Annotated in this window: 17 protein-coding genes; 12 read left to right on the top strand and 5 right to left on the bottom strand. The window is 71.3% G+C overall.

Annotated features, from left to right (window positions below):
* Positions 1-541 precede the first annotated feature (541 nt).
* The 3 genes from ACWCSV_RS20110 to ACWCSV_RS20100 all read left to right on the top strand — a co-directional run bounded on the left by ACWCSV_RS20110 (position 542) and on the right by ACWCSV_RS20100 (position 2828).
* Positions 542-1408 (top strand): isocitrate lyase/PEP mutase family protein, encoded by an 867-nt coding sequence (locus ACWCSV_RS20110; RefSeq protein WP_451144000.1) that lies wholly within the window; start codon positions 542-544, stop codon positions 1406-1408.
* Positions 1405-1749, top strand: a complete 345-nt coding sequence (locus tag ACWCSV_RS20105) for a hypothetical protein (RefSeq protein ID WP_451143998.1) — start codon at positions 1405-1407, stop codon at positions 1747-1749. The genes ACWCSV_RS20110 and ACWCSV_RS20105 overlap by 4 nt, the downstream gene beginning before the upstream one ends.
* Positions 1750-1850: 101 nt before the next feature.
* A complete protein-coding gene (locus ACWCSV_RS20100; protein ID WP_451144060.1) occupies positions 1851-2828 on the top strand; it encodes a bile acid:sodium symporter family protein in 978 nt (325 codons plus the stop codon).
* 73 nt (positions 2829-2901) lie between these two features.
* Here the strand turns inward: ACWCSV_RS20100 and ACWCSV_RS20095 are convergent, their stop codons facing one another.
* Positions 2902-4086, bottom strand: a complete 1185-nt coding sequence (locus ACWCSV_RS20095; protein ID WP_451144058.1) for an epoxide hydrolase family protein — start codon at positions 4084-4086, stop codon at positions 2902-2904.
* 682 nt (positions 4087-4768) lie between these two features.
* On the opposite strand from ACWCSV_RS20095, the gene ACWCSV_RS20090 reads away from it, so the two are divergent.
* Positions 4769-5992, top strand: a complete 1224-nt coding sequence (locus ACWCSV_RS20090; protein WP_451144056.1) for a hypothetical protein — start codon at positions 4769-4771, stop codon at positions 5990-5992.
* A 188-nt stretch (positions 5993-6180) separates the two neighbouring features.
* On the opposite strand, the gene ACWCSV_RS20085 is transcribed toward ACWCSV_RS20090, so the two are convergent.
* Entirely contained in the window at positions 6181-7038 is an 858-nt protein-coding gene (locus tag ACWCSV_RS20085; RefSeq protein ID WP_451143996.1) for an alpha/beta fold hydrolase, read from the bottom strand.
* Between the two features lie 100 nt (positions 7039-7138).
* On the opposite strand from ACWCSV_RS20085, the gene ACWCSV_RS20080 reads away from it, so the two are divergent.
* Positions 7139-7558 (top strand): winged helix-turn-helix transcriptional regulator, encoded by a 420-nt coding sequence (locus ACWCSV_RS20080; protein WP_451143994.1) that lies wholly within the window; start codon positions 7139-7141, stop codon positions 7556-7558.
* Positions 7559-8454: 896 nt separating this feature from the next.
* A complete protein-coding gene (locus tag ACWCSV_RS20075) occupies positions 8455-8949 on the top strand; it encodes a PaaI family thioesterase (protein WP_451143992.1) in 495 nt (164 codons plus the stop codon).
* A gap of 33 nt (positions 8950-8982) precedes the next feature.
* Here the strand turns inward: ACWCSV_RS20075 and ACWCSV_RS20070 are convergent, their stop codons facing one another.
* Both ACWCSV_RS20070 and otnK read right to left on the bottom strand, forming a co-directional pair.
* Complete coding sequence (locus tag ACWCSV_RS20070) at positions 8983-9633, bottom strand: class II aldolase/adducin family protein (protein ID WP_451143990.1); 651 nt, start codon at positions 9631-9633, stop codon at positions 8983-8985.
* Positions 9630-10919 (bottom strand): 3-oxo-tetronate kinase, encoded by a 1290-nt coding sequence (otnK, locus tag ACWCSV_RS20065; protein WP_451143988.1) that lies wholly within the window; start codon positions 10917-10919, stop codon positions 9630-9632. Before otnK ends, ACWCSV_RS20070 begins: the two co-directional genes overlap by 4 nt.
* Before the next feature lie 204 nt (positions 10920-11123).
* Between otnK and ACWCSV_RS20060 the strand changes: the two genes are divergently transcribed.
* From ACWCSV_RS20060 to ACWCSV_RS20050, 3 genes are all read left to right on the top strand, one after another.
* The gene (locus ACWCSV_RS20060) at positions 11124-12533 is read left to right on the top strand and encodes a homoserine dehydrogenase (protein ID WP_451143986.1); all 1410 of its coding nucleotides are present in this window, start codon (positions 11124-11126) and stop codon (positions 12531-12533) included.
* Positions 12533-13891 (top strand): GntT/GntP/DsdX family permease, encoded by a 1359-nt coding sequence (locus ACWCSV_RS20055; protein ID WP_451143984.1) that lies wholly within the window; start codon positions 12533-12535, stop codon positions 13889-13891. The genes ACWCSV_RS20060 and ACWCSV_RS20055 overlap by 1 nt, the downstream gene beginning before the upstream one ends.
* Before the next feature lie 88 nt (positions 13892-13979).
* Positions 13980-14771, top strand: coding sequence for a DeoR/GlpR family DNA-binding transcription regulator (locus tag ACWCSV_RS20050; RefSeq protein ID WP_451143982.1), 792 nt, complete (start codon positions 13980-13982; stop codon positions 14769-14771).
* Between the two features lie 147 nt (positions 14772-14918).
* Here the strand turns inward: ACWCSV_RS20050 and ACWCSV_RS20045 are convergent, their stop codons facing one another.
* Entirely contained in the window at positions 14919-15683 is a 765-nt protein-coding gene (locus ACWCSV_RS20045; protein WP_451143980.1) for an SDR family oxidoreductase, read from the bottom strand.
* Between the two features lie 303 nt (positions 15684-15986).
* Between ACWCSV_RS20045 and ACWCSV_RS20040 the strand changes: the two genes are divergently transcribed.
* The 3 genes from ACWCSV_RS20040 to ACWCSV_RS20030 all read left to right on the top strand — a co-directional run bounded on the left by ACWCSV_RS20040 (position 15987) and on the right by ACWCSV_RS20030 (position 19877).
* Positions 15987-16712, top strand: a complete 726-nt coding sequence (locus ACWCSV_RS20040; protein WP_451143978.1) for a ScbR family autoregulator-binding transcription factor — start codon at positions 15987-15989, stop codon at positions 16710-16712.
* A 5-nt stretch (positions 16713-16717) separates the two neighbouring features.
* Complete coding sequence (locus ACWCSV_RS20035) at positions 16718-17626, top strand: quinone oxidoreductase family protein (protein ID WP_451143976.1); 909 nt, start codon at positions 16718-16720, stop codon at positions 17624-17626.
* A 223-nt stretch (positions 17627-17849) separates the two neighbouring features.
* On the top strand, positions 17850-19877 hold the full coding sequence (locus ACWCSV_RS20030) for an ATP-binding protein (RefSeq protein ID WP_451143974.1): 2028 nt from the start codon (positions 17850-17852) through the stop codon (positions 19875-19877).
* The last annotated feature ends 86 nt before the right edge of the window (positions 19878-19963 follow it).

Raw genomic sequence — 19963 nt, 5'->3', positions numbered from 1 at the left:
GAGCTGGAAGGTCGCGTCGCCGCGCGGCTCGCCCGAGCGACGGACAGGCCGCGCCGGTAGGAGCACCTCGCGCTCGACGAGGAACCGGAACGCATCGGCCGGGGAGCAGACCGGCAGCCCGCATTCCCCTTGGCGCCCCAGCCCGGTGCTCGCCCGACACCACGCGGCCCGGCCCATGACGCCCCACGCCCTCCCGGGCCACCGGATCACCGGACCACCAGAAAGTTCGCGCGGCAACAGTTGAATCGCCGATTACGCCCGCCACCGACATTCAATTGTTTAATCGAGATTACGGACGGCACTTTTTCGCCAGAGCCGAAATCGCACCTTGCAGGCAAACAGAGGGCAAAGCTATGGTTTTCCCAGAAGGGCGGACGAATCCCTCAGGGATCACCCCTTCTCCGTTCGTCGGAAAAGTCAATCGCCATTTGACCAATCATCCGACTATGCGACGTCAACACATCGCCGAGGACTCTTCCTCGACAAGAGCACCGCCCTGACCAGCGACCTCAGGGCCATCAAGACTCACGGAGAAATAGTAATGACGTACGGAAATCTTCTGCGCCAAGAAATCAAGGGATCCAGCACAACACCGCTCATCGGAATCTACGACATGTACTCCGCGTCGGTGGCGGCCCAGCACTACAACGGATTCTTCGTCTCCGGATTCGGCTTCGCGGCTTCCTACTACGGCCTCCCCGACATCGGATTCATCGCCTGGCCCGACATGGTGGCATTCGTCGAGCGGCTGCGCGGCGCGTTTCCGCGTCAGCACCTTCTCGTGGACATCGACGACGGTTACGTCGACCCCGAGGTGGCCTGCCACGTGGTGCAGCGGCTGGAACGCATCGGCGCTTCCGGGGTGATCCTGGAGGACCAGAAGCGGCCCCGCAGGTGCGGCCACGCGGACGGGAAGCAGGTACTCCCCCTCGACGAGTACCTGGAGAAGCTGGAGCTGGTACTGGCCACCCGTAAGGACCTGGTCGTGGTCGCGCGTACGGACGCCACGGAGGAGGCCGACATCCTGCTCCGGGCGGAGGCCCTCGCCGCGACCGACGCGGACGTGGTCCTCGTGGACGGGGTACGCAGCGTCGAATGGATCAAGCGGATCCGCCGGGTCGTCGGCGACAAACCGCTGTTGTTCAACCAGATCGCGGGCGGCAAGTCCCCGCGCCTCTCGCTCACGGAGCTGACGGAACTCGGCGTGGACGTGGCGATCTACAGCACCCCCTGCCTGTTCGCCGCGCACCGCGCGATGGACACGGCGCTGGCGGAGCTGCAGTTCGCGGACGGGCGACTGCCGGAGGCCGGCGACACCGGTGAGGTCGGTGTCCGGGAGTCGACCGAGCTGCTGGCGCAGAACATCAGCCGCCACCACGACGACGCGCGAGAGGCCGTCTCCGCATGACCGCACGCGCACTTCCGGCCGGGGCGGCTCCCTCCCGCCCCGGCCGGGGGCCGCATCGGCGTCCGCACTCCGGCCGGGGCTCCGCCGCCGCGGTGACGCTGGTCGCTGCGGTTCTCACCGCCGTCGGCTCGCCTGCCATTGCCGGGGACCTGACGCTGATCGGCGGGCTGAAGCTGATCGACAACTCGAACGCGGACTCCTGGCTGGAGGTCGATCGCACCGCGAACACCAATCACGGCAGCGGCACGTCGGGCAGCGACCACGACGGCAGCGCGGTGGACCTCATGGACACCCTGATCAACCCCGACAGCACGGACGACGACTCCGAGGACGGCGGGTGACCGGCGCCGGGCGGCAGAGCACCGTCGACCGCTCACCGGGCGCCTCTCCCCCGGGGCCGCCGGGCGCGGTCCGGAAGTGGCCGAAGTTCCTCGATCCCTACGTGACGGCGCTCGTCGCCACCGTGGCTCTGGCGGCGCTGCTGCCGGCGTCCGGCGGGGCCGAGGCCGCCACACGGACCGCGTCAGAGGCCGCGATCGTTCTTCTCTTCTTCCTCTACGGCGTGCGGCTCTCCACCCGCGAGACGCTGGCGGGCCTGCGCCGCATCCGCCTCCACACGCTGATCCTGCTCTCCACCTTCGTCCTGTTCCCCCTGCTCGGGCTGGTGGCACTCCGGCTCGCGCCCGATCTGCTGCCCGGTCAACTCGGCGCCGGGCTAGTGTTCCTGAGCGTCGTGCCGTCCACCGTCCAGTCGTCGGTGGCACTGACCTCGACCGCCGGGGGCGACATCGCGGCGGCCATCTGCGCCGGCACCTACTCCAGCCTGATCGGGCTCGCGGCCACCCCGCTGCTCGCCGCCTGGCTGATCGGCTCGGAGGCCGGTCTCTCGGCGGACGGACTGCTCCGCATCGGCGGCCAGTTGTTCGCCCCGTTCGTCGCCGGGCAACTGCTCCGCCGGCGGATCGGAGGATTCGTCACCAGGAACAAGCGTGTCCTCGGTCCCGTGGACCGGACCTCCATCCTGCTGGTCGTCTACGTGGCGTTCAGCGCGGGGATGAACCAGGGCGTCTGGAGCCGTGTCACCCCGGTCCGGCTGCTGGGGCTGCTGGCGGTCCTCGCGGTGCTGCTCGCGGTGGCCCTGGCCTTCACACAGGCCGCGGCCCGGTTCGCCGGGCTGGACCGCCCGTCGCGGATCGCGATGGTGATGTGCGGCTCGCAAAAAAGCCTGGCGAACGGGCTGCCCATGGCCGCCGTGCTGTTCGGCGGCAGAGCCGCGCTGGCCGTACTCCCCCTGATGCTCTACCACCAGATGCAGTTGATGGTCTGTGCGGGGCTCGCCGGCCGCTGGTCACGGTCGGCACCGGTGGAGCGGCCCGCGACGGTCGGCCCGTCCGCGTCCCCGGTGGCCGTCGACGGGTAGGCCGTGCCCGATCACCCGTGTCGGGCTGGAGCCGCGTGCCACACCCGTGAGGGTTGTGGCACGCGGCTCGCGGTCAGTCCGCCGCGAGGGGCCTGTACGGGCGGAAGAAGGCACGCAGTTCCTCCGCGTACAGTTCGGGCTCCTCGAACGCGGCGAAGTGTCCGCCGCGCGCCGGCTCGGTCACGCGCACGACATTCGCCGTACGTTCGAGCCAGGCGCGGGGCGGTCGGACGACGTCACCCGAGAAGAGTGAGAAACCGGACGGCACTTCCACCCGGCGGGCGTGCTGCGCGGGCGGAATCGCGGCGTTCGCACCGTACATCCGCATGGACGAGCCGATCGTCCCCGTGAGCCAGTAGAGCGTGACGTTGGTCAGGATCTCGTCCTTGGTGAAGCTCCGTTCGACGTCTCCGCCGCAGTCGCTCCAGCCCCTCAGCTTCTCGACGATCCACGCGGCGAGTCCGGCCGGTGAGTCGTTGAGTCCCACGGCCGCGGTACGGGGTTTCGTACTCTGCATCAGGGCGTAGGCCCCTTCGGACGCGCCCCAGGAAGCGGCGTCCCGGAGCCAGGCGCGCTCCTCCGGTGCCAGTTCCGCCGGATCGCCCGCATGACGGGGCAGGCCCGCATCGGTCCGGTGGACGGCCACGACCCGGTCGGAGTGGTCGAGCGCGAGGTAGCGGCTCACATGGCTGCCCATGTCCCCACCCGCCGCGCCGAACCGCCGGTAGCCGAGTACGTCCATCAGCCCCGCCCACAGGCCGGCCACCGCGATCGCGTCGAGGGGCTGCCCGACCGGACTGTCCGAGTACCCGTAGCCCGGCATGTCGGGCACGACCACGTCGAACGCGTCGGCCGGATCGGCTCCGTGGGCACCGGGGTCGGTGAGGAGCCCGATGACCTTCGTGTACCGCCAGAAGGAGTCCGGCCAGCCGTGGCTGAGGACCAGCGGCAGCACCGGACCGGTCGGGGCCACGGCCCGCGCGTGCACGAAGTGGATGCCCAGCCCGCCGAGGGTGACGCGGAAGTGCGGATGCCGGGCGAGTTCGGCCTCCTGGGCCGGCCAGTCGAACCCGTCCGCCCAGTGGGCGACGAGTTCCCGGAGGTAGCCGAGGTCCGTCCCGGTCGCCCACCCCGCGTCCTCGGGCATCCGTGGCCATCGGGTCGCGCGCAGCCGTGCACGGAGGTCTTCGAGTGCCCCGGGATCGGTCCGTGGGGTGAACGGTTCGGGTCGGTGCGGTCCCTCGGGCACGGGTGACATGGGCGACATGGACGGCATCCTAGGCAGCGGGACAAAGGGGCCACAGGTGCCTCGCGGGGGACGGGGCGCGCCTCTCCGCGGATCAGGAGACGTCTCGTCAGAAACACCAGTTCCTCGGCATGTTCGCTCCGCACGGGGACGACCAGCTGGTGTATTTCACACCCAGCCACAGAGATCACCGGCGACGCCTGGGCCGAGGAGCGCAGGCCGGTGCCGAATCGGCCGGACTCGGCACCTGATACCTGGATCTCGTTCAGTACCACGACCGGATGAAGCAGTGTGCGCCCTGTCGGGTGACGGCGCTTGGGTACTGATCGTCGACATCGCCGTTGCGCCAGGCGATGGAGCGGCGGATCATGCCGGTCTGCTCCTCGCGGGCGGCGTACTCGGTGCCGTCGAAGGCGGAACGCCTCCTCGCCGTCGTCGGTATTGCCGCAGCCCGTATCTGCCACCTCCGTCCGACTTGCTGATGACGCTCCCAGCCGGCCGCCAAGTGGTCCGCTCCGGAAGGGCTTCGGGGGCCGACTCAGCAGTCGGGGCCATGCACGTCGCTTCGTCGAGCGGCCGCGGCCGCGACGTGGTCGAAGTGAGCCGGCGGGTCGAGGGCAGCTCTGGGAGAGTGCTAAAATACTCGGGTTGGCTTTCGGCGGCGCCCCAATACGCGCTTCCGGAGGCTTTTTTCATGCCTTCTGACATCGCAACACCCGTCACGCCTGCCCCTGCCGGCTACCGCGCCCTGCTCCGCAATCGCGAGTTCGCCGGCCTGTACGCCGGCTTCACGCTCACGGCCGCCGCGAGCCCCGTGTCGGGCTTCGCGCTCGGCGCCTCGGTCAACCAGCTGACCGGCTCCCCGTTGCTGACTGCCGTGAGCATGTACGGCGCCACATTCGCCACCGTGTTCGGTGCGTTGACGCTGATGTCGGTCGCGGACGGACGCCATCCTCGCCGGACCCTCGTCGCGCTCCACTGCGTCTCGCTCGCGGGTGTCGCCGCGCAGGCGATTCCGGGGCTTTCGCTGGCCGCCCGGTTCGCTCTACTGCTGGTGCCGGGATTCTTCCAGTCCCTGGGAACCGGCACTCGAATGGGGCTGCTCGCCGAGGTTGTACCGGCCTCCGGATACGCGTTGTCGCGCTCGCTGATGAACATCACCTCGGGTGGCATGGCGATCCTCGGCCATGCCGTCGGCGCCGTGCTGTTTCGGTATCTGGGCCCGCAAGCGATCTTCGTCGTCGCCTCGGCCCTGACAGGGATCGGGTTGATCGTGGTGGCCGCGACCGTCCGGGAACACTCAATCCGTCCGACCCGTCGCCCCGGACTGCGTCAGACCTGGACCACGAACGTCGCGCTCTTCTCCCACTCCGGCCGGCGGGCACTGCTGCTGAACCTGTGGGTTCCCAACGGCCTGATCGTCGGCTGCGAGGCTCTGTTCATCTCCTACGACATCCACCACGCCGGAGCTCTCCTGGCCGCCGGATCGGCAGGCATGCTCCTGGGAGACCTGACCGTCGGGCGACTGCTCACCGCAGACCAGCGACGCCGCCATGCGTTTGCCCTCCGGCTGCTGCTCGCAGCCCCTTACCTGTTGTTCGCGATCCACCCACCCCTGCCGGTAGCGACAGCCGCGGTGTTCATTGCCGGCGTGGGGTTCGCCGCCACCCTGCCCCTGCAGGAGCAGCTTCTCGCGCTGACCCCCGATGCTGTTCGCGGCCAGATCCAGGGTGTGGAGTCCGCAGGCCGGATGACGTGGCAGGGCATCGGCGCCGTGATCGCCGGCGGGGTCGCCCAGCACGTCGCTCCGGGCACCGCGATCACCACGACAGCCGCGGTCTCCCTCGCCCTCACCGTCGTCTCCCGGCCGTTCGTGGTCCGCGCCCGCGCTGTCGGTGTCGCAAGCACCAGGGCATGAACCGCTCCCTTGCAGCGCGCTGCACCGAGGTGTGGAGCCGTTGCGTGGTACCGCACCCACCGGTCGGGAGGCACCTGTGCCAGTCGCCCCCGGAAGCCGGCGTGCCGCTTTCCCGCTGGAGCTGCCCGGAGCCGGCCCTCGAAGCGCGCGCCCGAAGCGCCGACCGTGATGTTCCGGCCCCGCTCCGGTCACTTCGGCAGATCAACGGAGAGGAAGGGTGCGAGGAGCGCGAACAGCGCGTCGGTCCGGTCGAGGGGGATGATGTGGCCGCAGTCCTGGAGATGGTGTCCGGTCAGGTCGTCGGCGATGGGACGGAGTTGGTCTTCGAGCCCGGTGCCGACCGGGTGCGAGCCGATGGCCAGGGTGGGCATGGTCAGCCGGGTCGTCGCGACGGCGTCCTGGATCTGCTGTGCGCCGGTGGGCAGGGCCCGGTAGTAGGAGAATGCACAGCGCAGCGCTTCACTCCCGGTGTATGCGTGGACGAAGGCCGCCCGGATGTCGTCGGGGACTCCTCGCCCGAGTGTCCCCGAGTCGAGGAACCAGTCGATGTACGGGGCCTCGTTGCCGGCCAGGACGGTCTCGGCGAGGCCGGGGACCGCGTGGAAGCCGAACCACCACGGGGTGCCACCCGCGAGGCCGCGCTCTGCTCCGGGCAGGCCGCCGAGCAGTGCTTCCATCACGACCAGGCGCCGGACGAGGCCGGGCCGGCGCAGCGCGAGCAGAACGGCGGGGGCGGTGCCCGCGTCGATGCCGACCACCGCTGCCGAGGGCTCGCCGAGTGCGTCGAGCAGCCCTTCGGCGTCGGCGGCGAGTGTGCCTGCGTCGTACCCGTCGATGGCACGTTCACTGGCGCCGAGGCCGCGGAGGTCAGGAGCGATGACCCGGTAATGCCCGGCCATTCGGCCCATGATGCCGCTCCAGAGTCGCCACGTGTGCGGGAAGCCGTGCAGGAGGAGGACCGCAGGCCCGTCCCCGGCGACTGCGACATTGAGCTGGACGCCGTTGGTCGTGATGCGGCGTAGCCGGGGTGCGGTGGTGACGGGCATGACGGCTCCTCCGCCTGGTTACCATAGGTGACCACAGAACGATAGGTAACCGTCCGACCGCTTGCCAGACGGCACTTTCAGGGAAGGTGGTGAGCCGCAGGTGACCACCCGAGGAGCCCGGTCCGCCGGGCGCGGGGTTCGCGGCGATCTGTTCGATCCCCTCTGCCCGACACGGCAGTTGCTGGACCGCATCGGTACGAAGTGGACGTCCATGGCCGTCAGGACGCTCGCCGACGCCGCACCGGACGAGGTGCGTTTCGCGGAGCTGAGACGCCGGATGCCCGGCGTCTCGCAGAAGATGCTGTCCGTGACGCTGCGAAGCCTGACCCGCGACGGGCTGGTCGCGCGCCGGGTCGAACCGACCGTGCCACCGAGGGTCTTCTACCGGCTCACCGGACTCGGGCTGTCCCTGGAAGCCGCGCTTGCGGGGCTTCGGACCTGGGCGGAGGAGCACATGGCCGAGATCGACCGTGCCAACGAAGCCGCCGACCAGGCGGCCGAGGAGGCGCAGGACGGCTGACCCTTCCGGTGATCCGTCCATCCAGCAGCGAATCACCGAGCCGGCGAGCGAGAGCGCAGCGGACCGGCGCCCCCGCAGCCCCGCGCAAAGGGGTGGCATCGCCAGCTGGGCTCCCGCCCCTTTCGACACTGGTGACCCGGATGGCGAGCAACCACAACCCAGCGAAACGGACTTGAGCCGCTCAGGCGCCCGGACGTCCACCAAACCGACTCGCGAAGTGGGCTTTCCATCAGGCCATTTGAGCGATGGTTTTGATCCATCATCCAATCCGTATCAGAAGCACCACGCCACCACCAGAGAGTCGGCAGCTGTCAACACACCGGCACCGGAAGGGGATTGCATATTCCGTCTGCCACCCCGTGATCGCCGAGCGGCAGCGGATCAGACAGATGCGCTCGCCACGGCACAGGACCGGCTTCGAGGAGGTGGACCATGACGGTGGACCCGGCAGGCACAGCGGCAGGCTCCGCCATCCTCGCGGGCCGCTGGCCGGTGGGCAGCGTTACGCTGCGGCAGACCGGCCTCACACGGACGACCACGACGCGAACCAGCGCACCGGGAGCCGGCGCGCGTCGGTCTGGCGGTGATCGCGATCGCCATTCAGCTGCTCGGGGACGTCCTGGCGCGGATCATGCGGAGTGGGGCCGGGGGCTGTCCCGTGGTTCTGACGGACCGGTACGCGGCGTCGGGTACGGTGCATCGCGGCGAAGGGCTGTCCCCCTGACCGCGGTGGACAGGTGCGCGGCGCCGGATGCGCCGCATCGCAGGGCGGAGGAGCGTCCGCGCACTGGATGTATGCGGACGCTCCGGCAAAGCGGCGAAGTGCCGCAACTGCCGCCGCACGCCCGCCGGGTACGAGCAGCCTCGGACGAACACGAACGGCGGGAGCGCAGCGGATGGACCGGACACGCACGTACGACTGGGAAGACCCTTCGGTCTCTGCCGGTGCCGTGGGCACGGCGACCGGGCTGGAGATGCTGCGCGACCTCGTGGCCGGCCGTCTCCCCAGCCCGCCGATCAGCCGGATGATGGGCTTCCGGATCACCGAAGTGGATGCCGGGCGGGCGGTGTTCACCATGGAACCGGGCGAGGAGCACTACAACCCGATCGGCAGCGTCCACGGCGGTGTGTACGCGACGCTGCTCGACTCGGCGGCCGGCTGCGCCGTCCACTCGGTGCTGCCCGCCGGGGTGGGGTACACCTCCCTCGACCTCAACGTGAAGTTCCTCCGGACGATCACGGCGGAAACCGGCACCGTACGGGCGGTGGGCACGGTCCTCAAGAACGGCCGCACCACCTGCCTGGCGCAGGCGGAGCTCCTCGACGAGGAGGACCGCCTCCTCGCCCACGCGACCAGCACTTGCCTGATCGTCCCGCTGAGGCCGCGGTAGTCCGGCACGCGCGCCGCCCGGGGCGATGCCGTCTCAGGCCAGGGAGCCGGCGCCCCAGGGTGACGCGTACTTGGCGGCGAGCAGCGCCGATTCCTCGGGGTCGAGGAGGCGGGCGGGCCGGTCACCCAGGGCCAGGAGGAGGGCGCAGACCTCCTCCAGTTCGACCGCCGACTCGACCGCTGCCCCCATGTCGGTGCCCGCGACCACCGGCCCGTGGTTCTGCAGGAGTGCCGCCCGCAGCGGGAAGCCGAGGCCGGCGAGATGCTCCGCCTGCGCGGCGTCGCCCGGCGGTGCGTACGGGAGGAGGGGTGTCTGGCCGACCCGCATGACGAAGTACGGCGTCAGCGGGGGGACGGCGCTCCGCGGCGACCAGGGCGGGAGGCAGGAGACCGCGGTGGCGTGGCGGGAGTGCAGGTGCACCACGGCGCCGGTCTCGGGGTTCCTGCGGTAGAAGGCCGTGTGGAGCGGGAATTCCTTGGAGGGGCGGGGACCGCCGACGTGCTGTCCGTCGGGGTCGAGGACGCTCAGCGCTCCGGGGTCGATACGGGCAAGGTCGGCGCCGGTCGGGGTGATGAGGATGTGCTCACCGTCGCGGACGCTGAGGTTGCCGGAGGAGCCGGGGCTGAGGCCGAGGGCCGCGAGGTGTGCTCCGGCGGCCGCGAGGTCGGCTCGGGGGTTACTCATACCAGGGCGCTCCATGCTTCGGTGAAGATGGTCGTGTCGCCGAAGTTGCCGGACTTGAGGGCGAGATCGACGGTGTGGTCGCGTTCGTGGACCCGGCCTTCGGCCCGGGCCCAGGCGACGCCCGGGGCGATCGGCGCTCCGATGCTCAGGGTGCGTACGCCGAGGGCGGTGACCACGGCGCCGGAGGTCTCCCCGCCGGCGACCAGGAGCCGGCGGGCCCCGGCGTCGACGAGCCGGGCGGCGCAGGCCGCGAGAGTGCGTTCGACGAGCTCGGCGGCGGGTTCGGCACCGGGAGGCGCGGGCTGCTGGAGGTCTCTCAGGTCGTCGACCGCGTAGATGAGCGGTGGCTGCCGCGGGTCGTCCTGCCAGCAGGCCCGTGCGAAGGCGACGAGGGTGTCGACGGTGCCGGTGAAGTCCGCCCGCAGTCCGGCGAGGTCGAGCTTGCGGTGCGGGAGGCGGGTCCGCGCGTGGGCGACCTGGGCGCGGGTGGCGGAGGAGGCGCTGCCGGACAGGACGATGCCGGGGGCGCCGGGCACGGAGGCGGGTGTGGCGCGTGCGGCGTCGGCGTCCGGGCGCGGGCCGGTGAGGCCCAGGGCCAGCCCGGCGGCACCGGTGACCAGGGTGAGGTCCTCCGCCGCTGCGGAGACGGTGCGCAGATCATCGTCGGTGACCGCGTCGACGACGACGAGCGCGTCGGCGGAACCCGGATCGTCCAGCGCCGCCTTCAGGGCGGTGGCGCCGGCCCGCACGGTGTCGAGACCGACGAGCCGTACCGGGTGGCCGGTCTGCGGGGCGAGGAGCCGCCCGACGTGCGAGTCCCGCATCGGGGTGAGCGGATGGTGGCGCATCGGGCTGTCCTCCAGCAGCGCGCCGTGGACGGAGAGCAGCGCGTCCCGGACCGTGCGTCCGGTGGCGGGGAAGGAGGGGACGACGACGCTGCGCCGCTCACCGAGTTCGGCCAGGAGCGCGTCGGCGACCGGGCCGATGTTGCCGTGCGGGGTGGAGTCGAAGGTCGAGCAGTACTTGAAGTAGAACCGCCGGCAGCCCGCGTCGCGCAGCGCGCGGAGGGACGCGAGGGAGTCGGCGACCGCCTCGCCGACGGGAGCGGTACGTGATTTGAGAGCGACGACCAGCGCATCCGCGTCGCGGACCGCGGCTCCGCTCCGGCTGTCCGTGATGCCGTCGGGTCCGACGGTCACCACCGTCCGGTAGCCGCGCGCGACGAGCATGGTGGCGAGATCGGTTGCTCCGGTGAAGTCGTCGGCGATGGCCCCGAGCGTCGGCATCGGACGGACCCCCTTGCGTTGGGTGCGGTGCCGGGAGGGTGATCCATGGTCCGGCGTGTGAAATTATGTTAACAGACTTTACGCATACGGGATCTGCTGATACATCTTGTTAACAAGCTCCCCGGTGCCCTCGCGTCGCAGACCGAGACCGCCCCCGTGCGGAGCCGTTTCACCGCGTCCTGCGCCCGTCTAGGAGAGCCACCCATGAACGTGCACCACCTTTTCGCCGGCACCGGCGACCGGACCGTGCGGTACGCGCTGTCCGGAGCCGGCGGCGGCTTCGCCCGGACCCTGCTCGCCCAGACCCTGCGGATCGACCGGCTGGCGCCTTCCGTCCTGTGCGACCGGGACGTGGAGCGCCTGGCGGAGATGCTTCTCGAACTCGGGTACGCCCCGGACGCCCTCTGCGTCTGTGCGGACGCGGGCGAGGTTGCCCGGGCCGGCGAAGAAGGCCGGATCGCCCTGGTGCGCGAGGGCTCCCTGCTGCCGGCCGGTGCCTGGGACATCCTGGTGGAGGCGACCGGCAGCCCCGCCGACGGCTTCGCCATGGCGCGCGCCGCGCTGACCGCCGGGCGTCACGTCGCCATGGTGAGCAAGGAGGTCGACTCCGTCGCGGGTCTGCACCTCGCCGACCTCGCCCGGAACAACGGCGTCGTCTACACCACGGCCGACGGCGACCAGCCTGCCAACCTCATCGCGCTGGTGACCTGGGCCGAGCTGCTGGGCCTCGACATCGTGGCCATCGGCAAGTCCAGTGAGTACGACCTCGTCCTCGACCCGGACGCCGGTACGGTCACCCAGCTCGACACCACCGTCCCCGCACCGGAGCTGGCCGGACTGCTCTCCCTCGGCGACGACCCGCGTTCCACTCTGGCCGCACGCGCCGCAGCGGTGTCCGCGCTGCCGGTCGGCGCCACCGCCGACTACTGCGAGATGGCCGTCGTCGCCACCAACACCGGCTTCCGGCCCGACACCGAGCGACTCCACTACCCGGTCGCCCGGATCGCCGAACTCGCCGACGTCTACGCCCTGCGCGAGGACGGCGGTGTGCTGCGCCGCCCCGGCGCCGTCGACGTCTTCAGCGCGCTGCGACTGCCGGACGAGGCGTCGTTCGCGGGCGGCGTGTTCGTCGTCGTACGGACCGGCGACCCGGTGACCTGGGAGACGCTGCGGGGCAAGGGGCACGTCGTCAGCCGCGACGGCCGGTACGCCGCGATCTACCTCCCGTACCACCTCATGGGGGTCGAGACCCCCGTCTCGCTGCTCTCCGCGGTGCTGCACGGCCGGCCCTCGGGCGGCACCGACCCGCGCGGACACGCCGTACTCGCCGGGCGCGCCCGGCACGACCTGCCGGCCGGCACCGTGCTGGAAATGGGCGGCCACCACCACGACGTCACCGGCGTGCGGGCCGTACTGCTGCGCGACGAGGACACCCCCGCGGACACCGCCCCGCTCTACCTGGCGGCCCACGCCACCCTGAGCCGTGACGTCGGTGCCGGTGAGCTCATCACGCTCGCGGATCTCGCCGACGCGGACGCCGGCCTGCTGCACGCCTGGACCGCCGGACGCGCCTCCCGCGCCACCGGCTCCTCCCCCGCCCCCGCGAGCCGTTGATGAGCACCGATCTCCAGCACCTTCTGCTGGGCATCGCCGCCGTCGTCGTACTCATCCTTCTGATCACGAAGGCCAAGCTCCACCCGTTCCTGGCACTCGCCCTGTCCGCACTCGGCCTCGGGCTCGCGGCGGGCATCGGTCCCGGCGACACCGTCGCGCACTTCCAGGACGGCTTCGGCGACGCGCTGAAGAGCACCGGCCCCACCATCGGCCTGGGCACCATCCTCGGCGGCATCCTGCTGGGCTCGGGCGGCGCCGACCGCATAGCCACCGTCTTCATCGGCGCCCGTCCGGTGAAGTGGATTCCCACGGCGATCACCGCCGCGGCGCTCCTGATCGGCATGCCCCACCTGTTCGACGTCAGCTTCGTGATGCTGGTGCCGCTCGTCTACGCGGTGGCCAAGCGCACCGGGACGCACCTGCTGTACGTAGGGCTTCCGATGGCGGCGGGGCTGTACATCTCGCACGGGCTGCTGCCCCCGCACCCCTCCCCCACGCTGGCGGTCTCCGCGTACGGCGCGAACACCGGCCTCACCATCATGTACGGCCTGATCATCGGCATCCCGATCGCCGTGATCAGCGGACCGCTGCTCACCAGGTTCGCCTCCCGGTGGTTCGGCCCCGCGCCCGACCTGGACAACGGGCCGGTCCCCGAGCCGGGCCCCGCGCCCGAGAACCAGCGTCGCCCCGCGTCCTTCACACTGGCGCTGATCACCGTGCTGCTGCCGCCGGTGCTCATGCTGATCGGCACCGTGGGCACCTCCAACACGGCCGAAGGCTCCGTTCCGTACGCGTTCTTCGAAGCGTGCGACTCCTCGGTGATCTCGCTGCTCGCCGCCGTGGTCTTCGCGTTCTTCGCCCTGGGCCTGCGCTCCGGCTTCGGTCTCGGCCAGCTCCAGAAGATGGCGGGCAAGGGCCTCGGCCCGGTCGGCGGGATCGTGCTGATCCTCGGCGCCGGGGGCGGCCTCAAGGCGATGCTCACCGCGACCGGCATCGACAAGCTGATCTCGGACTACGCCGTCCACTGGTCGATCCCGCCGCTGCTGCTCGCCTGGCTGGTCGCGGCCCTGCTGCGGATCTGCCTGGGATCGGCGACGGTCGCCACCGCCGCGGCCACCGGGATCGTGGCACCTCTCATCGGCGCGTACCCCGGCCTCTCGCCGGAACTGCTGGTCCTTGCGACGGCCTCCGGCGCGGTGATGCTCTCGCACGTCAACGACTCCGGCTTCTGGCTCTTCAAGGAGTACTACCAGCTGTCGGTGGCGCAGACGTTCCGTACCTGGACGCTCATGCTGTCGCTGCAGTCGCTGCTCAGCCTCGGCGGAGTCCTGCTGCTCAGCACGTTCGTCGGTTCCTGAACGCCGAGCCCTTTTGGGCCCGCAGCACGAGGAACGGCACAATCGAGCAGCGACCGGTGGTGGTCGTGCGAAGAAAGGTATCCCGTAGATGGCCGACGAAGAGCCCCTGCCCCTGATCCCCGATCAGCGGCGCGAACTGCTGGTGAAGCACTTGCGCCGTGACGGAGTGCTCAGCGTGCAGCAGATCACGCAGATCTTCGGGGTCTCGCACATGACGGTCCGCCGCGACATCGCCGAACTGGAGCGGCAGGGCCTCGTGTTCTCCGTGCCCGGCGGTGTCCGGATCGCCAGCCATCTCCAGAGCGAGCCCAGCTTCCAGGCGAAGTCGCTCGTGGAACAGCCGGAGAAGAAGGCCATGGCGGCGAACGCGGCGGAGCTCGTACGGGAGGGCATGACGGTCTACCTGGACGCCGGCACGACCCTGCTGGCGATGGTTCCGCTGCTGGCGCGTCACGAGTCGCTGACGGTCGTCACCAACGACTTCACGACCGTGGACCGGCTGATGTCCTTCACCCACCTCGACGTCATACACATCGGCGGACAGGTGGACCCGTCGAACCGGTCGAGCGTCGGCCGCCTGGCCGCCACCACGCTGCGGCAGCTCGCCCTGGACATCGCCTTCATCAGCACCAGCTCCTGGGACCTGCTGCGCGGGGTGACCACACCGTCGGCCGCCAAGGTGGAGGTCAAGCAGGCCGCGATGGAGTGCACGGGGAGTTCCGTGCTCGTCGCGGGCTCCTCGAAGTTCGGCACCTTCGGCAAGTTCCGGGTGGCCCCGCTCGGCGCGTTCGACACCGTCGTCACGGACGACGCGCTGGCCGAGGCCGCGGCCGAGGGGATTCGCGCAGGCGGTGTGGAGTTGCGTCTGGCGCGTGTCTGAGCGGTCCCTCCGACACCTCCACGGTGCCCTTCACCTCTCCGGCCGGTTCGTCCGCGGCCCGGAGAGGGGAAGGGCACTCGGCGTCGAGACCGTGTCCGGCCACGGGCGTCGGACGAGCGACGGGAACGGCCGACGCGGCCCGGGCCGTCAGAGCGTGCTGCCGCCGGTGGCGTCGATGTACTGCCCGGTGATCCACCGGGAGTCGTGGGACGCCAGGAACGCGACGATGTCGGCGACGTCGTCGGGGCGGCCGATCCGGTCGAAGGCGGAGAGCGCGGCGATGGCCCTGCGCGCCTCCTCGGTGGCGCGCCGGGAGGCGTTCATCTCCGTCTCGACGAAACCCGGTGCCACGGCGTTCACCGTGATGCCGCGGGGGCCCAGTTCCTCCGCCAGGGTGCGGGTCAGGGAGTCGACCGCGCCCTTGCTCATCGAGTACGCGAGGGTGCGCGGCAGCGCCTTCCTGCTGGCGGCGGAGGAGATGTTGACGATGCGGCCGCCCTCCCCCATCCGTTTCAGGGCCTCCTGGATGACGAAGAGCGGGGCCCGGGTGTTGACCGCGATCAGCCGGTCGAAGTCCTCGGCCCGCAGATCCTCGATGCGCGCGGAGATGCTGACGGCGGCGTTGTTGACCAGGATGTCGAGCCCCGGTCCCGCCCCCTGCTCGCGGGCGCCGGCGTCGAAGGCGTCGAACAGGGTCCGGACATCTCCGTCGGCGCCGAGCTCGGCCCGTACCAGGAAGCAGCGCCCGCCGTCGGCGCGGATGCCGGCGACGGTCCGCGCGGCGGCCTCCTCGTTGCTCGCGTAGTGGACGGCGACGAGTGCGCCGTCCGCGGCGAGGCGCCCGGCGATCCCGCGTCCGATGCCGCGGCTCGCCCCGGTCACCAGCGCCGTCCTGCCCTTGAGGGATCCCATGCGTGCCCAGCTCCGTTCGTCCGGCGGCCGGTCCGCCGGTTCCTGAACCGTACAGGCAGCCGTCGGACGGGTGATCGCAGAGGCGGGACGGCCGGTGGAAAGGGGTGCGCGGACCCACGGCGGCGAACACCGGACCGGCCTCCGACCGGGGGGTTCCGGTCCGTCACATGCCGTACCCGTCACGGGAGTCAGGGCCCGCGAGCAGGGGTAACATACCGGCGCGCCTGTTTCGCGCCCGCCCTCCTCCTGAGACGCGCCGCGCGCGGCAGGGGGGACCGGGCGGACGGACCGAAGGAGTCGGACATGGCGCAGCAGGAGCGGGCCATCAGAACGCGCTACACCGTACTGGAGGCCGCGGCCGTGGTGTTCGCTTCGAACGGGTACGAGGCGTCCACCATCAGCGAGATCATGTCCCTGGCCGGGGTCACCAAGGGAGCCCTGTACTTCCACTTCTCCGGCAAGGAGGCGCTGGCGCACGCGGTGCTCCAGCACGCCGTGATCATCAAGCCGGACAACCCGGTGAAGATGCAGGCCATCGTGGACCTGGGCCTGCTCCTCGCGTACCGGCTGCCCCGGGAGCCGTTACTCCAGGGGGCGGCACGGCTGGCCGCCGACCAGAACGCGCGGCCGTTCTTCGGCGGACCGTGGCCGCAGTGGCGGGACGTCATCGCGGCGCTGCTGACCGAAGGACGCTCCCAGGGCGAGGTGTTCGAGCACATCGACCCGCTGGAGACCGCGAACGTGCTGGTGGGCGCGTTCACCGGATTACAGCTCGTCTCCACCACCGTGGACAGGCCGGACAGCCTGCTCCTCCTCGCCTCCGACCTCTACCGGCTGGTCCTGCCCGGCATAGCCGTACCGGGAGTGCTGCGGGTGCTCTCCACCGATCCGGACCGGGCCCACCATGTGTTCGACGTCCTGGGGCGGCCCAGCTGGGACCTCTCGGTGACGTTCGATAACGTGCCCGGTGCCTCGTTCCCGGCGCTGACCGGGCAGGTGGACGCTTCTGTTCCCCCGTCGAAACGGTGACACGCATGCACGCGATCCAAGTCCGCAGATCCGGTGGCCCCGAGGTGCTGGAGTACGCGGAGGTGCCCGACCCCGTCGCCGCGGAGGGACGGTCGCTGCTCGACGTCGAGGCGGCCGGCGTGAACTTCGTGGACACCATGGTCACCGACGGTACGTACCCGACCCCGGGCGGCCACCCGTTCGTTCCCGGTACGGAGGTCGTCGGACGCACCGAGGACGGCCGGCGCGTCCTGGCGAGGGTGCGGTCCGGGTACGCGGAGCGGGTGAGTGCGGATCCGGCCACCATGGTCGGTCTTCCCGAGGAACTCGACGCAGGGCAGGCGCTGGCCCTGCTGACACAGGGTCTCACCGCCTGGCACCTGCTGAAGTCGGCAGCCCGGCTGGTGCCGGGGGAGAGCGTGGTCGTGCACGCGGCCGCAGGCGGCGTGGGCAATCTGGCGGTGCAGCTGGCCCGGGAGTTCGGCGCCGGCCGTGTGGTGGCGGTGGCCTCGACGCCCGAGAAGCGTGCCGCCGCCCTGAAGGCGGGTGCGGACGAGGCGGTGGAGTACCCGCTCGCCGGGAAGGCGGACATCGTGCTGGACGCCTCCGGGGGCACGCTCTTCGACCAGGGGCTGGCCTCGCTCGCCGAACACGGCAGGATCGTCACCTACGGCAACGCCTCCCGGTCCGCGCCGGCGCCACTGGACACGGGCCGGCTCCTGATGCTGAACGCGTCGGTCACCGGATTCCAGCTGGGCAGGTCGCTCTCCCGTCCGGGCGCCTTCTCGACGGCGCTCGGCGAGCTTCTCGACCTGACGCTGCGGGGCCGGCTGACCCCCCTCACCGGTGGCGTCCATCCGCTGGCCGAGGCCCGGCGCGCGCACGAGGAACTGCTCGCGCGCCGCACCGTGGGAAAGCTGGTGCTGCGGCCCTGAGCCGGAGCGCACGCAGCCTCCGGCAGGCGCGACCGGGCGTACGGGACGTGTACGACCCGGGACCCCGTGCCGTACCGGCTCCGCGCGAGGGTCCTCCGGCCCGCCGGCGCCACGGATATTCACGCCAATTCCTGGCTACCCGAGCATCACATGTCGGCCGTTTTTGATTGCTTCCGCACAAGGGGAGGAGGCGCGCCCCGGGGAGAGGCAGGATGGCCCCGTGATGGGCAACCCACCCGCCGTCACGACCAGTTTCATCGGCAGAAGCGGTGAGCTGGCCCGGACCGAGCGGGCACTGGACGAACACCGGCTGGTCACCCTCACGGGCCCCGGCGGCATAGGGAAGAGCCGGCTCGCGCTCCATGTCGCGGACCGAATAGCGGGTCGTTTCGCCGGTGGGGTCTGCTGGGCCGATCTCTCGCACCTGCACGGTGACGTGTCGCTGACGACCGCCGTCTGCGACGCGGTCGGTCTGCTGGACCACAGCCGGCGCCGTCCGGTGGAGGCGCTGAGCGAATGGCTGGCGGATCAGCGGCTGCTGCTCGTCCTGGACTGCTGCGAGCGGGTCCTGACGGCCTGCCGGGATCTGGTGGAGCGGCTGCTCGCGGCGGCGCCGGGGCTCACCGTGCTCGCGACCAGCCGGGAGCCGCTGGACGTGGCGGGAGAGTACGCCGTGGACGTGCCGCCGCTGGCCCCCGGGGGTGACGCCCAGCGCCTCTTCCGTGAGCGGGCCGCGCTCACCGCCCCGGCCCGGCGGCTCGACGCGCCGCGGGCGGCGGCGGCCGTGGGAGAGATCTGCCGACGGCTGGACGGCATTCCGCTCGCCGTCGAGCTCGCCTGTGCCCGGTTGCGGGAGTCGGAGGTGGAGGAGCTCCTCGACCTGCTCGCCTCCCGGCTCGACACGCTCGTGGACGACACGACCTGGCCCCGGCGGCACCGGGCGCTGCGGACCACGATCGGCTGGAGCCACGAACTGTGCGCGCCACTCGAACGGCTGCTGTGGGCCCGGCTCTCCGTCTTCCACGGAGGGATCCGGCCGGCGGACGCGCAGGCGGTCTGCTCCGGGGGGCCGCTCACGCCGGACGAGGTGGCGCGCGGTCTGGAGCGGCTCGCGGCGCAGTCGGTGCTGCAGCGGGACGGCGCCGGCTACCGCATGCTCGACACGCTGCGCGAGTACGGTGCCATGTGGCTGCGGGAACTCGCGGAGGACGGGGTGCTCGCCGACCGGCACGCCGCGCACTTCGCCGAGGTCACGGACGAGTCGCACCGGGGGTGGCTGGGCCCCCGCCAGCTCGCGCACTACCGGCGCATGGACGAGAGCCACACGGATCTGTCGGCCGCTCTGGACCACCTCCTGGTGGCCTCCCCCGCGCTGGCCCTGCGCATGGCGGGGCAGGCCGGGCTGTTCTGGAGCTGCTGCGGCCATCTCCACCAGGCGCGCTCCTATCTGGAACGGGTCCTCGCCCTGCACCCGGGCGGTGGCAGGGACCGTACCCGGGCCCTGTGGGCCCTCGGTGTCACGCTCACCCTCCAGGGGGACCACGGGGCGGCGTCGGAGGTCGGCGAGGAGTGCGCCCGCAGCGCACGGGAGGACGCGGATGCCGAATCGATCCTCTCCGCCGCTCACACGGTGAGCTTCAACCACCTCATGGCGGGCCGGCCGCAGGCGGCGCTGGCGGTGAGCGACGGCGCGTTGCGCGAACTGCCGGTGGAACCCGCCGTCGCGCCGTCCGTCCTGCGCTGCCGGGTGATACGCCTGTTCGCGCTGACGGCCCAGGGCCGGCTGGAGGAGGCGTACGGGGACGCCGTCGGGCTCCAGCGGATCAGTCTGGAGTACGGGGACCGCTGGGCGCGCGGCTACGCGGACCACCAACTGGCGCTCATACACATGATGCACGGCCGACCGCGGGACGCGGAGGTCCATGCCCGCGCCATGCTCACCAGCAAGCACCAGCTCCAGGACAGCCTCGGGATCGCTCTCGCCCTGGACCTGCTCGCCGGTGCCATCGCCGCCCAGGGCGACGGCGTGGCCGCGGCGCGCACCCTGGGGACGGGGCAGACGTTCTGGCGGATGGTCGGTCACCCGCACCGCGGCACTCCGGAGCTGGGCGCGATCCGCGACCGTTGGGAGCGCCTCGCGCGCGAGGCCGCGGGTCATTCGGCGTACGAGACGGCTTACGACCGGGCGCTCAAGGACACCGCGGAGCACGGCTTGGCCCACGCGTTGCGCCCCGAGCGGCGTCAGGCCTGACCCGCTCGACGACCTCGGGCGTCGCACGGTCGTGGACCGTGCGGAGAAACAGCGATTCGGTGGTGCGCTCGGGCGGCGCACCACCG

The sequence above is a fragment of the Streptomyces sp. NPDC001770 genome (assembly GCF_053596135.1).
This window is presented reverse-complemented; position numbering and strand designations above follow the sequence as displayed.